Here is a 13876-nt window from a genome sequence, read left to right on the forward strand (position 1 = left end):
CATCCCACACAGAGGCCACGCTTTGCCCAGCTTCTCTCGCAGCCTAGAACAAGCTCTCCACCGCGCCCTGGCGCTCGCCGGCGAGCGCCGGCACGAATACGCGACGCTGGAGCATCTCCTGCTCGCCCTCGTGGACGATCAGGACGCGGCGGCCGTCATGCGAGCCTGCAACGTCGAGGTCGACACCCTCAAGCGCAGCCTCGTCGAGTACGTCGACACCGAGCTGTCGAACCTGATCGGGGACGGGCGCCAGGACGCCAAGCCCACGGCGGGCTTCCAGCGGGTGATCCAGCGCGCAGTAATCCACGTGCAATCCTCCGGCCGCGAGGAGGTGACGGGAGCCAACGTGCTGGTGGCGATCTTCGCCGAGCGCGAGAGCCACGCCGCCTACTTCCTGCAGGAGCAGGACATGACCCGCTACGACGCGGTCAACTACATCAGCCACGGCATCGCCAAGCGTCCCGGCGCCTCCGAGGCCAAGCCCGTGCGCGGCGCCGAGGACGAGCCCGTCGCCGAGCGTCCCAGCGGCGAGGAGGGCGACAATCGCGCCAAGAAGAAGGGCGATGCCCTCGAGGCCTACTGCGTCAACCTGAACAAGAAGGCCCGTGATGGCCGGATCGACCCGCTGATCGGCCGAGAGGCCGAGGTGCAGCGCACGATCCAGATCCTCTGCCGCCGCCAGAAGAACAACCCGCTCCTCGTGGGCGAGCCCGGCGTCGGCAAGACCGCCATCGCGGAGGGGCTGGCCCGCAAGATCATCAACAAGGAGGTCCCCGAGGTCCTCATCGACGCGACCGTGTTCTCCTTGGACATGGGCACGCTGCTGGCCGGCACCCGCTACCGGGGCGATTTCGAGGAGCGCCTGAAGCAGGTGATGAAGGAAATCGAGGCGCACCCGAACGCGGTGCTCTTCATCGACGAGATCCACACGGTGATCGGCGCCGGCGCCACCTCCGGGGGCGCGATGGACGCCTCGAACCTCCTCAAGCCCGCTCTGGCCAACGGGTCGCTCCGTTGCATCGGCTCGACCACCTACAAGGAGTACCGCCAGTACTTCGAGAAGGACCGCGCCCTGGTGCGCCGCTTCCAGAAGATCGACGTTAACGAGCCGTCGATCCCCGACGCGATTGAGATCGTGAAGGGCCTGAAGCCGTATTTCGAGGAGTTCCACAAGCTCAAGTACACCACCGAGGCCGTGAAGGCCGCGGTCGAGCTATCGGCGCGCTACATCAACGACCGCAAGCTGCCCGACAAGGCCATCGACGTCATCGACGAGACCGGCGCCTCGCAGATGCTGGTGCCGGAGGCGCGCCGCAAGCGCACCATCGGCGTCAAGGAGATCGAGGCGACCATCGCCACGATGGCCCGCATCCCGCCCAAGACCGTGTCGAAGGACGACGCGGTGGTGCTCAAGAACCTGACCGAGAACCTCAAGCGTGTCGTCTACGGCCAGCCGAACGCCATCGAGGCGTTGACCTCGGCGATCAAGCTGGCCCGCGCCGGCCTGCGCGATCCCGACAAGCCGATCGGTTCGTACCTGTTCGCGGGTCCGACCGGCGTCGGCAAGACCGAGGCCGCCAAGCAGCTCGCCGCCTCGCTCGGCGTCGAGATGCTGCGGTTCGACATGTCCGAGTACATGGAGCGCCACACGGTCAGCCGCCTCATCGGCGCGCCGCCCGGCTACGTGGGCTTCGATCAGGGCGGCCTGCTCACCGACGGCATCGATCAGCACCCGCACTGCGTGCTGCTTCTCGACGAGATCGAGAAGGCGCATCCGGACCTGTTCAACATCCTGTTGCAGGTCATGGACCACGGCAAGCTGACCGACCACAACGGCAAGCAGGTCGATTTCCGCAACGTGATCATCATCATGACCACGAATGCGGGTGCGTCCGACCTCGCGCGCTCGGCCTACGGCTTCACCCAGACCAAGCGCTCGGGCGACGACGTGGAGGCGATCAACAAGCTGTTCGCGCCGGAATTCCGCAACCGGCTCGACGCGATCATCTCGTTCGGCCACCTGCCGAAGGACGTGGTGGCGAAGGTGGTCGACAAGTTCGTCCTCCAGCTCGAGGCGCAGCTCGCCGACCGCAATGTCACCATCGAGCTCTCGGACGAAGCCCGCGATTGGCTGACCGAGAACGGCTACGACGACGCCATGGGCGCCCGTCCGATGGCGCGCCTGATCCAGTCCACGATCAAGACGCCGCTGGCCGACGAGGTCCTGTTCGGGCGCCTCAAGGAAGGCGGGGCCGTCCGGGTCGTGGTGCGCAAGCCCGACGCGGGGGCCAGGGACGGGACGAAGGATGTCCTCGGCTTCGAGTTCCCCGCCGGACCGGTCACGCCGAAGCCCGAGAAGGACGTGGCCAACGCCGCCAAGAAGCACAAGCGCGCCAAGGTGAAGGCCTCCGCACGCAAGCCGAACGATAAGCGCGACGACAAGGGCGGTCCGAACGGCGGCTCGGGTGGCGTGCGCACCGTTCCCAAGGTGCCCCTGGTCAAGGCCTGAGCCGAACCGAACGGCCTCCCCGGATGATCCGGGGAGGCCGTTTCCCTATGGGGACACACCGTCACGGCGGCCCGACAAATGCACGCCCGGCGGTCGACACGCGATCCTGGTATGGTTAGCAAGCGCGGGACACGGAGGGCGGGCAAGACGACAGACCAGCCGGAAACGCCTCCCATCGCAGCGATCGACCGAGGAGGGCGTCCCCGATGAACGACTTGCACGAGGGCCCCCTCACGCCCGTCACCGGCACGCAGGCCCAGACCGCTCCGAAGCTGTCCCGGCGCGAGGAGCGCCGCCTGCGCCGCAAACGCCGGCGGCGGGGCGAGGAGATCCTGGGCTGGATCCTCGTCCCGCTGATCGTGTTCGGCATCTACTGGGGCGTGACCGCCGGCCTCGACTTCCTCGGAACCTCGCCGGGCCAGCTCTGGGACCAGCTCATGCAGGTCAAGGCCATGATGGAAAAGCGCGCCTGAGGGATCAGGGTCGCCGGAGCGCGTGGATCGAGAACAGGCGCTCGGGATCCGTCCAGACCTCGGTCGGAATCCAGCCGGCCTCGCCTGCAAGAGCCTGAAAGCGCTCGACCGTGTACTTGTAGCTGTTCTCCGTATGGATCGTCTCGCCGGCTTTGAAATCGATCCGCCGGTTGGCGAGGCGGATCGACTGCGCCCGCAGGCTGACGAGGTGCATCTCGATGCGAGAGGCTTGCGCGTCGAAGAAGGCCTGGTGCGCGAAGCCGTCGAGGTCGATCTCGGCGCCGAGTTCGTTCCGGATACGGGTCAGGAGGTTACGGTTGAAGGCCGCCGTCACCCCGGCCGCGTCGTCATAGGCCGCATCGAGCACGGCCTTGTCCTTCACGAGGTCGACGCCGATGATCAGGGTCGCGCCCGGCCCCAGCACCCGGCCGAAATGCGCCAGCAGGCTGGTGGCCTGGGGCGGCTCGAAATTGCCGATGGTCGAACCGGGGAAGAAGCCGGCCACCGGTCCCTCGGACAGCCCCTCCGGCAGGGTGAAGGCGCGGGTGAAATCGGCTGCCACCGGGGTGATCGTCAGGTTCGGGACGTCGCGAGCCAGCGCCTCCGCCTCGCTCCGCAAGAAGCTCTCCGATACGTCCACCGGCACGTAGGCGGCGAGATCCGGCCGGTGCACCATCAGGCGCCGCACCTTCACGGTGGAACCGCTGCCGAACTCCACTAGGTTGGCCCGCGCCGGCAGGGTCGCGGCGATGGCCGCGCCCTGATCGTCGAGGATGCCGAGTTCGGTGCGGGTCGGGTAGTATTCCGGCTGGTGGGTGATCGCCTCGAAGAGGTCCGACCCGGCCGCGTCGTAGAAGTACTTGGCCGAGAGGAACTTCTGGGGTGCCGACAGGCCCTCCAGCACGTCGTCGAGGAATTGCCGCTCGGCGTCGATGGCGGCGATCGGGGTCGCGTCCGTGAAGACGGGATTGATGGTCAAGGCGTCTCTCCGGATACGTGACGGGTCTCGAGAACTCAGCGGACGTCCGACAGGCGCAGGCCCGTGAACTGCCAGCGCTGGTGCGGATAGAAGAAGTTGCGGTAGCCCACCCGCGCATGACCCTGCGGCGTCGCCACCGAGGAGCCGCGCAGCACGAACTGGTTCGACATGAACTTGCCGTTGTACTCGCCGAGCGCCCCGTCCACCGGCCGGTAGCCCGGATAGGCGGTGTAGGCGCTACGGGTCCATTGCCAGACGAGGCCGAAGGCATCGGCGAGGCGATCCTCGCGAGCGGCCACTTCCCATTCGAACTCGGTCGGCAGGTCGCGCCCGGCCCAGCGCGCATAGGCGTCGGCCTCGTAGTAGCTGATATGGGTGACGGGGAGCGCCGGATCGACGGCCCGGATGCCCGCGAGCGTCATGCTCGCCCAGTCTTCGCCCACGCGCCGCCAATAGCCCGGCGCGTCCCAGCCCTCGGCTTGCGCGGCGATCCAGCCGTCCGAGAGCCAGAGTTCGGGCCGCGCGTAGCCGCCGTCTGCCATGAAGGCGAGCCACTCGGCATTGGTGACCAGGGCGCGGTCGATGGTACCACCCTGGATCAGCACGTCGTGGCGGGGCGATTCGTTGTCGAACGAGAAGCCCTCGCCGGCATGACCGATCTGCGTGATGCCGCGTGCAAGCTCCGCCCGACCCGTGGCGCCCTGCGGCCGGGGAAAGCGCCAGTTCGGGTCGTAGGCGGGGCCGAGGGGGTTCTGCGCGAAGGCGTGCAGGATGTCGGTGATCAACAGTTCCTGGTGCTGCTGCTCGTGGTAGAGCCCGATTTCCAGGACCGGCAGGATCGCCTCGAGGGCGCTGGCCGAGGCCTGGCTCAGGAGAGCCTCGACGGCGCGGTCCACATGCGCCCGGTAGCCCGCGACCTCGTCCGCCGTCGGACGGGTGATGAGGCCCCGCATGATCCGCGGCTGACGGGGGCCGGCGGCGACGTAGTACGAGTTGAACAGGTAGTGCAGCCGCTCGTCGTAGATCGCGTAGCCCGGCAGGTGCTCGCGCAGGAGGAACTGCTCGAAGAACCAGGTGGTGTGCGCCCGGTGCCACTTCGTCGGGCTCGCATCCGCCATCGACTGGACCTGCTGGTCCTCCGGCGACAGGGGGGCGGCGCGACGCTCCGTCTCGTCGCGCACGTGGCGGAAGGCGGCGATCCAGGCCGCCCGATCGACCGGGCGCGCGCCGAGCGGCGGGGGCGGGAAGGCCGCCCGGTCGGCCACCTCGTCACGGGTCTCGCGAAACGCTGCCGTCGCTGCCATGGCGGCCACTCCCAACATCCATCGAGAGGGGGAGATATGGCTGCGCGGCCATTCGACAACCGAGGCCCGACCGGGCTCTTCGTCGCGACCACGCCACCCGCGACCGAACCGCGTCCTACGCGGCGGAACCGCGTCGCCTTTTTGCCGCCACGGTGAGATCGCCTTAACCCTCCGGGGCCGACACTCCGCTTTCGACGCGGGGCAACCGGACCGGACTCGGATGCGGATCGATCTCATGGCAGGAGCGACCACGGGCGCCGTGGCACGCAAGCTGGCGCCGACGCCCACGATCCTGGTTTTCGATTCCGGGCTCGGCGGCCTCACGGTGCTGGAGCAGGTCCGGCGAGCCCGCCCGGACGCCGCCTACGTCTACGCCGCCGACGACGCGGCCTTCCCGTATGGCCGCCTCTCGGAGCCCGTTCTGGTGGAGCGGGTGCTCACCGTCATGGAGCGCCTAATCGGCCTGCACGCCCCGGACCTCGTGGTGGTGGCCTGCAACACGGCTTCGACCCTGGTCCTGCCGGCGCTTCGCCAGCGCTTCGTCACCCCGTTCGTCGGCGTCGTGCCGCCGATCAAGCCGGCGGCGGAGGCCACGCGCTCGCGGGTGGTGAGCCTGCTGGCGACCCCCGGCACCGTGGCACGGGCCTATACGCACGAACTCGTGGAAACCTACGCGGGCGCCTGCGCCGTCACCCTGGTGGGTGCTCCGAACCTCGCCGGCTTCGCCGAGGCCGAACTGGCCGGCAGCCCGGTCGACGACGCGGCGCTCGCCCGCGAGATCGCGCCCTGCTTCGTCACCCTGGAAGACGGCCGGCGCACGGACGTGGTCTGCCTCGCCTGCACGCATTATCCGCTCCTGCTACCCCGCTTCCAGGCGCTCGCCCCCTGGCCGGTGACCTGGATCGACCCCGCCCCGGCCATCGCCCGGCGGGTGATCCAGCTCCTCGGCCCGGTCGATCGCAATGCCCCGGATGCCGCCCCGGTGTTCGGCGCCTTCACCGGCGGAGCCGGTCTGACCGCTCCGCTGCGGCGCTCCCTGGCCACGCGGGGCGTCGGCGGGATCGCGGTCGAGGCCATGCCGCTGGGCCTGCAATAGCGGGCCCGATACAGGTCCACGGTTTCGATTTCCTCGGGGAGGGGACATCGGCGCAGGCAGGTAAATCGCCGGGGCGAACGAACCGGCCATGCCGTTCATCGGCGTCACGCGCCCGCGCTTCCGCTCCGTCCGCGTCCTGCCGGGCTTCGGGCTCCCAGGACATCCGGATCCGCAGCACGCGACGATGACCGACCGCGCGCCGCGCCTGACCCGTTCGGGGCCGATCCACCCGGCGGCGTCGGACCGTGCCGAGCCGGCTCGGCATTGACGCGGGGGCGGGCCTGCTCTAACGAAGCGCCGGTGACGGGGCTCCGACGAGGGGCCCCGACGCATTTTCAAGCGCACCCGTGGGCGGCCCTGTCCGTCCTGTCGCTCCGTCCCCGGCCCGAGCCGGCGGCGAAGAGAGGAGGGCGCGTTCCTCGACAGATCTCCATTGCGAGAGGAACCGCGATGTCAAAACGCATTCAGGCGAAGCACAAGCTCGATCGCCGCATGGGCCAGAACATCTGGGGCCGCCCGAAGAGCCCCGTCAATCGCCGCGAGTACGGCCCCGGCCAGCACGGCCAGCGCCGCAAGGGCAAGATGTCCGACTTCGGCACCCAGCTGCGCGCCAAGCAGAAGCTCAAGGGCTACTACGCCAACATCACCGAGAAGCAGTTCCGCCGCTACTACGCCGAGGCGATCCGCCTGCGCGGCGATTCCGGCGAGAACCTGATCGGCCTGCTGGAGCGCCGCCTCGACGCCGTCGTGTACCGCGCGAAGTTCGTGCCGACCCCGTTCGCGGCGCGTCAGTTCGTCAACCACGGGCACGTCAAGGTCAACGGCCAGCGCGTCAACATCGCCAGCTACCTCGTGAAGACGGGCGACCTGATCGAGGTCAAGGATTCGTCCAAGCAGCTCGAGATCGTCGTCGTGGCCGCGCAGCTCCCCGAGCGCGACGTGCCGGACTACATCGAGGTGGATCACCAGAAGATGACGGCCCGCGTCACCCGCGTGCCGAACCTCGGCGAGGTTCCCTACCCGGTCCAGATGGAACCGAACCTGGTCATCGAGTTCTACTCGCGCTGATCTTCAACGATCAGAGCCGACACGCAGGAGGGCCGCCCCGGGAGGGCGGCCCTTTTTCGTTGTCGCTCGGGGAAAGCCGCTCCCGGATCGCTCCGGCGGGCCGCAAGCCACGGGGAAAGCGGACGTCCAGTTCGCCGGGCGCCGCTCAGACCGAGCCGATGGTCCGGAGCCGGGCGCGGGGATGGATCTCGGCCTGGCTCATCACCGGCGTCTCGCGGCGGAAGCGCTCGATGATGGAGCGCACGAAGGGCCGGGCCTGGACGGAGGTGACGAGCACCGGCATCTCGCCCATGCGGGCGGCGGCCTCGAAGCGGTCCCGCACCGTGTTGACGAATTCCGAGAGCTTGGAGGGCTGCATGGCGAGGTAACGCTCGTCGCGCTCGCCCGCGATCGATTCGAGGAAAGCCTGCTCCCAGGCCGGCGACAGCGTGATGATCGGCAGCATGCCGTCCGGCCCCTGGTACTGGGCGCAGATCTGGCGGCCGAGGCGGGCGCGGACGTGCTCGACGATGTCGCGCGGGTTCTTCACGTGGCCGGCCACCTCCGCGATGCCCTCGACGATCGACCCGAGATCGCGGATCGAGACCCGTTCGGCTAGCAGGAACTGCAGCACGCGCTGGATGCCCGTGGTGCCGATCTGGCTCGGCATGACTTCCTTGAGGAGTTCGCCGTGCTCCTTGGAGAGTTCGCGCAGGAGCTTCTGCACCTCGACATGGTTGAGAAGCTCGGAGACGTGCGCCTTGATGATCTCGGTGAGGTGCGTCGAGACCACGGTTGCGGCATCCACCACCGTGTAGCCCTTGAGCTGGGCCTGGTCGCGCAAGCTTGCGTCGATCCAGGTGGCGGGCAGACCGAAGGTCGGCTCCAGCATGTGCTGGCCGGGCAGCTGCACCTGCCCGCCCATCGGGTCCATGGCCATGAACTGGCCGGGGAAGATCTGCCCCGTGCCGGCCTCGATCTCCTTCACCCGGACCACGTAGGCGTTGGCGTCGAGCTGCACGTTGTCGAGGATGCGCACGGAGGGCATGACGAAGCCGAGATCCGCCGCGAGCTGGCGGCGCAGGGCCTTGATCTGGTCGGTGAGCCGGTCCTGCCCCTCCGGTCCGTTGACCATGGCCAGCAGGGCGTAGCCCATCTCCAGCTTGAGGTCGTCGAGCTTGAGGAGGTCGGTGACGGTCTCCTCCTTCGCGGCCTGGGCGGCGGCGACCGCGGTGGCGTCCATCGGCGCGCCGTCGGCGTCGAGGGGAGGGGCGTCGCGGGCGACCTTAGCGAAGTGCCAGGCGGCGTAGCCCGAGGCCCCGGCGAGGCCCAGGAACGGCAGCATCGGCATGCCGGGCAGGAGCGCGATCAGCACCATGACGCCGGACGACATGCCGAGGGCCTTGGGGTAGTTCGCCAGCTGCTTGCCGAGCGCCTTGTCGGCCGAGCCCTTCACGCCCGCCTTCGACACGAGGATGCCGGCCGCCGTGGAGACGATGAGGGCGGGCACCTGGGAGGCCAGACCGTCACCGATGGTGAGCAGCGTGTAGGTCTTGGCCGCCCCCATGAAGGGCATGCCCTGCTGGGCGACGCCGATGACGATGCCGCCGATCACGTTGATGAAGGTGATGAGCAGCGCCGCGACGGCGTCCCCGCGCACGAACTTCGAGGCACCGTCCATGGCGCCGAAGAACGAGGATTCCTCCTCGAGGGCCGCGCGGCGGGCTTTCGCCACCTTCTCGTCGATGAGCCCCGCCGAGAGGTCGGCGTCGATGGCCATCTGCTTGCCGGGCATCGCGTCGAGGGTGAAGCGGGCGGCCACCTCGGCGATGCGGCCCGAGCCCTTGGTGATGACCACGAAGTTCACGATGATCAGGATCGCGAACACGATGATCCCGATGACGAAGTTGCCGCCCATCACGAAGTTGCCGAAGGCCTCGATGACGTGGCCGGCGGCCGCCGTGCCCTCGTGCCCGTGGCCGAGGATGAGGCGGGTGGAGGCGAGGTTGAGGGCGAGGCGCAGCAGGGTCGCGACCAGCAGCAGGGTCGGGAAGACCGTGAACTCCAGCGGGTTGTCGATGAACAGCCCGGTCATCATGATCAGCACCGAGATGATGATCGAGACCGCGAGCAATAGGTCGAGGAGAAACGCCGGCAGCGGGAAGATGAGCACCGTAAGGATGCCCATCACGGCGGTCGCGAAGAACAGGTCCGTGCGCTTGGACAGCGCGTTCAGGTTCGCCCGGTTGGGGATCGCGAAGAGCGCGAACTGCCCGAACCCGGCGCCCGACCCCGCCGCGGGCGTGGCAACGGCAGTCTCGCTCATCGTGATCCTCGACGCCCCGAGGATGACGGGGCCCGGCAAGATTTGCCGAGCACAGGGTTAGCGAAGAGTTAACGCGGGCGCCGATCCGGCCATCGGGTCGGCACGCTCACGCGACCGCCGACCGCCGACCGGGACGTGACCGGTGGCGGGTGTCGCCTCAGGCCAGGTATTTGCTCAAGCCAGGTATTTGCGCGCCACCACGGTGGCGGTGAAGACCACGGCGGCGCCGCCGGCGATCAGGGCGATGAGGAGGAGGCGGCGCGGCTGCTGCGAGGATTCGGGCTTCACCGGCTGCACGATCGAGGTGAAGAACTCCACCTGCCGCTCGGCCATGATGCGGGCGCGCTCGTTGGCGATCAGCACCTTGGAGAAGTACTTCTCGGCATCGGCCCGGTCGGCGTCGAAGGCCTCGAAGCGGGTCAGCGAATCGGCGAGGATTCGGCGCTGCTCGGGATCCTCGCTCGCCGATTGCCGCTCGATACGAGCGATGTTCTCGTCGAGATCCTTGAGCTGTGCCTTCATGTCCTGGATGCGCCGGGTCTCGGGCGACAGGTCCCGCTGGCCCTGGATCAGCTGGACCGCGAGGTTGATGCGGGCGGTGCGCAGTTCGGCGATGACCTTGAGATTGCTCTCGTTGGTCTTCTGGGCGTCGAGAACTCCGTCCTTGTTGCGAAGGGCCGCCACCGCGATGCGGATCTTGGCCATGCGCTCCTCGGCGCGCTTCAACTCGCGCTCGCTCTCCGCGACGGCGTCGGCACGGGCGCGCATGCTGATGGCGTTCACCATGCGCTCGCTCTCGGCGAGGATGGCCTGCGAGAGTTCGAGGGATTCCTGCGGATCGAAGGTGTTCACCGTCAGGGTGATGATGCCGGAGCCGGATTCGATCGCGGTGTGGACCCGGTTGTGCCAGAACTTCACCAGCTTCTCGATGGGCTTGTCGGCATTGAAGCGGGAGAAGAAGTCGATGTCGGGCCGCGAGAACATCTGCCGCAGGGGCAGGACCTTCTCCATCGCCTCGACCATCGGCCGGCTCATTATGTAGTTGGTCGTGATCAGGCTGTCCTGCGCCACCATCTGGGACGAGGTCGAGCCGGAATTGGTGCCAACCTGATCGGGGGCCGCCTTGTCGACGCTGCCCAGCGCCGGACGCAGGGCGAAGCGCGATTCGACCACGTAGCGGTCGGACACGATGAAGCCGAAATACACGACCGCCACGAGGGTCGGGATCAGGAAGCAGAACGCGAAGAGCGCCGGGATCAACGGATCCGTCTTCACGTGGCTCTGGTAGGAACGGATGCCCTTCTTGCGGTCCGCGAAGCGCGAGACGCGCGCCATCTGCCGCAGGGATTCCGCGACGGCGTTCGACCGGTCGGCGGTCGTGAGCGGCTGCCCCTGAGGATTGCGGATTTCGACGCTCATCTGCCCCGGTATTCCATCTGGTCCGGCGGAATCCGCGCCGGCACGTCCCGCACCCTGCATCGACCGCACGGCGAAACCATGGCCGAGCGCCCCCGCCCGTCGATTCTCAGGCGTTCAGGCGGCGATAGACCTCGATGGCGTCGTCGATGTTCTCGTAGACGATCGCGCGGCCGTTGATGAGCACGATGCCCTGCTGGCACCAGGTGCGCAGGGTGTCCATGCCGTGCGAGACCATGATGACGTCCGCGTTGGCCCGTCGCGCGCTGAAGGCCTCCTCGCAGCGCTTCGAGAAGCGGGCATCGCCCACGGCCGTGACCTCGTCGATGAGGTAGCAGTCGAACGGGATCGCCATGCTCATGCCGAAGGCGAGCCGGGAGCTCATACCCGAAGAATAGGTCCGGATCTGGACGTCGAGGTAGCTGCCGAGTTCTGAGAAATCCTCGACGAATTCGAGCACCCGGCGCGGGTCCTCGCCGTAGATGCGCGCCACGAAGATGATGTTGTCGCGTCCCGTCATGTTCGGGTGGAACCCGCCCGAGAAGCCCAGGGGCCAGGAGACGCGTCGGTTCCGCACGACGCGGCCCTTGGTGGGCATCTCGCCCCCGCCGAGCAGGCGCATCGTGGTGGATTTCCCGGCGCCGTTGATTCCCAGGATGCCGTAGCTGATCCCGGGCTTCAGGGTGAACGAGACGCGATCCAGGATGGTCCGGCGATGGCCGTCCGTGCGGTAGATCTTGGTCACGTTGTCGAAACGGATCACGGTGGTCAGTCGCTCCCGAGGCTCTCGGACGGCCCTGCGAGAGGGAGGCCTGCCCGCCGAAGACGGCGAATTTGCGGATCGTCCCCGCACCACGGCGACGCGTTCGCGTCCGTGGACGCACATTCTTTCCCGGAATCGGCAGCTTTGCCGTTCGCGCCGCTTGCACCCTGCGGGCACGGCTTGTACACGACGCCTCCCGGCGCGAGCGAAGCCCGGCCGTCCACGCGGCGGCTGCGAGACGCGGCGACGGGACCGGAGGGGTGGCCGAGTGGTTGAAGGCGCACGCCTGGAAAGTGTGTATACCGGAAACGGTATCGCGGGTTCGAATCCCGCTCCCTCCGCCAGATCTCGACCCAGGTGAAGCGACGCATCGGATCGGTTGCTCGATGCGCGGAACAACGGCGTTTCTCAGGGAGAGCGGTGCTCCTCAAGAATCCAGCGCCGTCACGAGTTCGAGGGCCGCGCGCCGGCCTCGATCGAGGTCGTGAAGACTGGTGCGAAAGACCATCGGCAGGTGTGGACTGGAAGACCCGGCCTCCAGTGAACCCGGCCCCGGAAGCGTGCCCGAAGCTCGCGCTCGTGATCGTACCGTAGTCCGAAAGTGTGCTGGCGCGGACGATGGCGTGACCGCGTACGTTCGTCTCGGCCGCGAGCGGTTCGTCCACGGACGCCCCATAGGTCACGGAAAGCAGGTCGGCGCGCCCCAGGTGAACCTCCTCGATCGCGATGTCCCGCCGGCTGCGATTGACGATCTCGATGGCGGCGGTCGTCCGCGTTCGGTCATCCGAGCGCGGACCCGAACCCTCCCGGTCGACGACGGTCGGTCGTGCGCGCGGGCGGTTCGGAAGCACCAGCTTGCCCCCGCTCTCAGAACGCGTAGCGCACCGTGCAGTACGGCATGCGCGCGGCGAGCAGCGCCTTGAAACGGGCGAGCCATTTGCTCTTCCAGCCGGTGCGGTAGCGCAGGTTCGCGCCGCCGCCCTCGGAGACCTTGGCCTCCTGGATGTCCGGGCGCCAGAGCAGCTCCTCGGCCCTGGGATGCCAGCCGAGATTGACCGCGTGCAGGTCGGCATTGTGGGTGAGGAGGATGATCTCCGCCTTCAACTGGGCCCGGGCCGCGGGGCCGATCGCGCCGTCGACGGCATCGAACAGGGCGCACCAATCCGCCTCCCAGCCCTCGTGGAGAATCACCGGCGAGAAGTTCAGGTGGACTTCATAGCCGGCGGCCACGAAGTCGTCGATCGCGGCGATGCGCTCGGGGATCGGGGCGGTGCGCACGTCGACGATGCGGGCGATGCGCTCCGGCATCAGCGAGAAGCGGATGCGGGTCTTGCCCTGCGGATCGTAGGCGAGGAGGTCGCGATTCACCGCCTTGGTGGCGAAGGACGCCTTGGCGTTGGGGATGTCCCGGAACAGCGCCACGAGGTCCCGCACGGTGTCGCTCACCATCGCGTCCACCGAGAGGTCGCCGTTTTCGCCGAGGTCGTAGACCCAGAGGGCGGGATCGATGGTGTCGGGCTCGGTCAGTGGGCCCTGGCGGGCGGCGTGCCGGACGATCGCGGCCGCGATCGCCTCGACGTTCACGAAGATCGAGATCGGGTTGGCGAAGCCCTTGCGGCGCGGCACGTAGCAGTAGGCGCAGGCCATGGCGCAGCCGTTGGAGGTCGAGGGCGCGATGAAGTGGGCGCTGCGCCCGTTCGGCCGCATCGCCAGCCCCTTCTTCACGCCGAGGACCAGGGTGGAGCGCTTGATGCGCACCCAGTCCTCCACCGAGCCGGCATTGCCGTGCAGGCTCGGAATGTTCCAGTGCGAGGGCACCACGATGCGCTCGGCCTTCGGGAACCGATCCAGGATCTCCTGCCCGCGCAAAAAATCCGGCACCGCCGGCTCGTGGTAGATGGTGGTGACGTCGAGGAGATCGCGGGGCCGGGCCATGGTCCCGCCTCAGATCGGGCGCCGGAGC

The 13876-nt window shown here is 68.2% G+C and carries 11 protein-coding genes and 1 tRNA gene; 6 read left to right on the top strand and 6 right to left on the bottom strand.

What is annotated here, in order from left to right; genetic code table 11:
- Positions 1-22 precede the first annotated feature (22 nt).
- The gene (gene clpA, locus MKK58_RS09645) at positions 23-2509 is read left to right on the top strand and encodes an ATP-dependent Clp protease ATP-binding subunit ClpA (RefSeq protein ID WP_243911870.1); all 2487 of its coding nucleotides are present in this window, start codon (positions 23-25) and stop codon (positions 2507-2509) included.
- Between the two features lie 206 nt (positions 2510-2715).
- On the top strand, positions 2716-2982 hold the full coding sequence (locus MKK58_RS09650) for a hypothetical protein (protein ID WP_243911871.1): 267 nt from the start codon (positions 2716-2718) through the stop codon (positions 2980-2982).
- Between the two features lie 4 nt (positions 2983-2986).
- Here MKK58_RS09650 and egtD read toward each other — a convergent pair whose 3' ends face one another.
- Together egtD and egtB are read right to left on the bottom strand one after the other, a co-directional pair.
- A complete protein-coding gene (egtD, locus tag MKK58_RS09655; protein WP_279578302.1) occupies positions 2987-3961 on the bottom strand; it encodes an L-histidine N(alpha)-methyltransferase in 975 nt (324 codons plus the stop codon).
- 35 nt (positions 3962-3996) lie between these two features.
- Positions 3997-5265 carry an ergothioneine biosynthesis protein EgtB gene (gene egtB / locus MKK58_RS09660; protein ID WP_243911872.1) on the bottom strand — a complete coding sequence of 423 codons (1269 nt, stop codon included), beginning with the start codon at positions 5263-5265 and terminating at the stop codon, positions 3997-3999.
- 220 nt (positions 5266-5485) lie between these two features.
- On the opposite strand from egtB, the gene murI reads away from it, so the two are divergent.
- The 3 genes from murI to rpsD all read left to right on the top strand — a co-directional run bounded on the left by murI (position 5486) and on the right by rpsD (position 7429).
- Positions 5486-6361, top strand: a complete 876-nt coding sequence (gene murI / locus MKK58_RS09665) for a glutamate racemase (RefSeq protein WP_243911873.1) — start codon at positions 5486-5488, stop codon at positions 6359-6361.
- An 88-nt stretch (positions 6362-6449) separates the two neighbouring features.
- Positions 6450-6629: a hypothetical protein gene (locus tag MKK58_RS09670; protein ID WP_243911874.1), complete on the top strand. Its 180-nt coding sequence runs from the start codon at positions 6450-6452 to the stop codon at positions 6627-6629.
- A gap of 182 nt (positions 6630-6811) precedes the next feature.
- Positions 6812-7429, top strand: coding sequence for a 30S ribosomal protein S4 (gene rpsD, locus MKK58_RS09675; RefSeq protein WP_243911875.1), 618 nt, complete (start codon positions 6812-6814; stop codon positions 7427-7429).
- Positions 7430-7574: 145 nt separating this feature from the next.
- On the opposite strand, the gene flhA is transcribed toward rpsD, so the two are convergent.
- The 3 genes from flhA to MKK58_RS09690 all read right to left on the bottom strand — a co-directional run bounded on the left by flhA (position 7575) and on the right by MKK58_RS09690 (position 11913).
- The gene (flhA, locus tag MKK58_RS09680; protein ID WP_243911876.1) at positions 7575-9734 is read right to left on the bottom strand and encodes a flagellar biosynthesis protein FlhA; all 2160 of its coding nucleotides are present in this window, start codon (positions 9732-9734) and stop codon (positions 7575-7577) included.
- Positions 9735-9908: 174 nt separating this feature from the next.
- On the bottom strand, positions 9909-11153 hold the full coding sequence (locus MKK58_RS09685; RefSeq protein ID WP_243911877.1) for a capsule biosynthesis protein: 1245 nt from the start codon (positions 11151-11153) through the stop codon (positions 9909-9911).
- A gap of 106 nt (positions 11154-11259) precedes the next feature.
- On the bottom strand, positions 11260-11913 hold the full coding sequence (locus tag MKK58_RS09690) for an ABC transporter ATP-binding protein (RefSeq protein WP_243911878.1): 654 nt from the start codon (positions 11911-11913) through the stop codon (positions 11260-11262).
- A 254-nt stretch (positions 11914-12167) separates the two neighbouring features.
- Here MKK58_RS09690 and MKK58_RS09695 point away from each other — a divergent pair.
- Positions 12168-12257: transfer RNA gene (locus MKK58_RS09695), tRNA-Ser, on the top strand.
- 523 nt (positions 12258-12780) lie between these two features.
- On the opposite strand, the gene MKK58_RS09700 is transcribed toward MKK58_RS09695, so the two are convergent.
- Entirely contained in the window at positions 12781-13848 is a 1068-nt protein-coding gene (locus MKK58_RS09700; protein WP_243911879.1) for a spore photoproduct lyase family protein, read from the bottom strand.
- Between the last annotated feature and the right edge of the window lie 28 nt (positions 13849-13876).

The sequence above is a fragment of the Methylobacterium sp. J-078 genome (assembly GCF_022829285.1).
GTDB lineage: Bacteria > Pseudomonadota > Alphaproteobacteria > Rhizobiales > Beijerinckiaceae > Methylobacterium.

Bases quoted from the DNA above. Each gene is read 5' to 3' on its own strand.
- rpsD (WP_243911875.1), top strand. From the start codon at position 6,812: ATGTCAAAACGCATTCAGGCGAAGCACAAGCTCGATCGCCGCATGGGC.
- egtB (WP_243911872.1), bottom strand. From the start codon at position 5,265: ATGGCAGCGACGGCAGCGTTTCGCGAGACCCGTGACGAGGTGGCCGAC.
- MKK58_RS09685 (WP_243911877.1), bottom strand. From the start codon at position 11,153: ATGAGCGTCGAAATCCGCAATCCTCAGGGGCAGCCGCTCACGACCGCC.
- MKK58_RS09700 (WP_243911879.1), bottom strand. From the start codon at position 13,848: ATGGCCCGGCCCCGCGATCTCCTCGACGTCACCACCATCTACCACGAG.
- flhA (WP_243911876.1), bottom strand. From the start codon at position 9,734: ATGAGCGAGACTGCCGTTGCCACGCCCGCGGCGGGGTCGGGCGCCGGG.
- MKK58_RS09670 (WP_243911874.1), top strand. From the start codon at position 6,450: ATGCCGTTCATCGGCGTCACGCGCCCGCGCTTCCGCTCCGTCCGCGTC.
- murI (WP_243911873.1), top strand. From the start codon at position 5,486: ATGCGGATCGATCTCATGGCAGGAGCGACCACGGGCGCCGTGGCACGC.
- MKK58_RS09650 (WP_243911871.1), top strand. From the start codon at position 2,716: ATGAACGACTTGCACGAGGGCCCCCTCACGCCCGTCACCGGCACGCAG.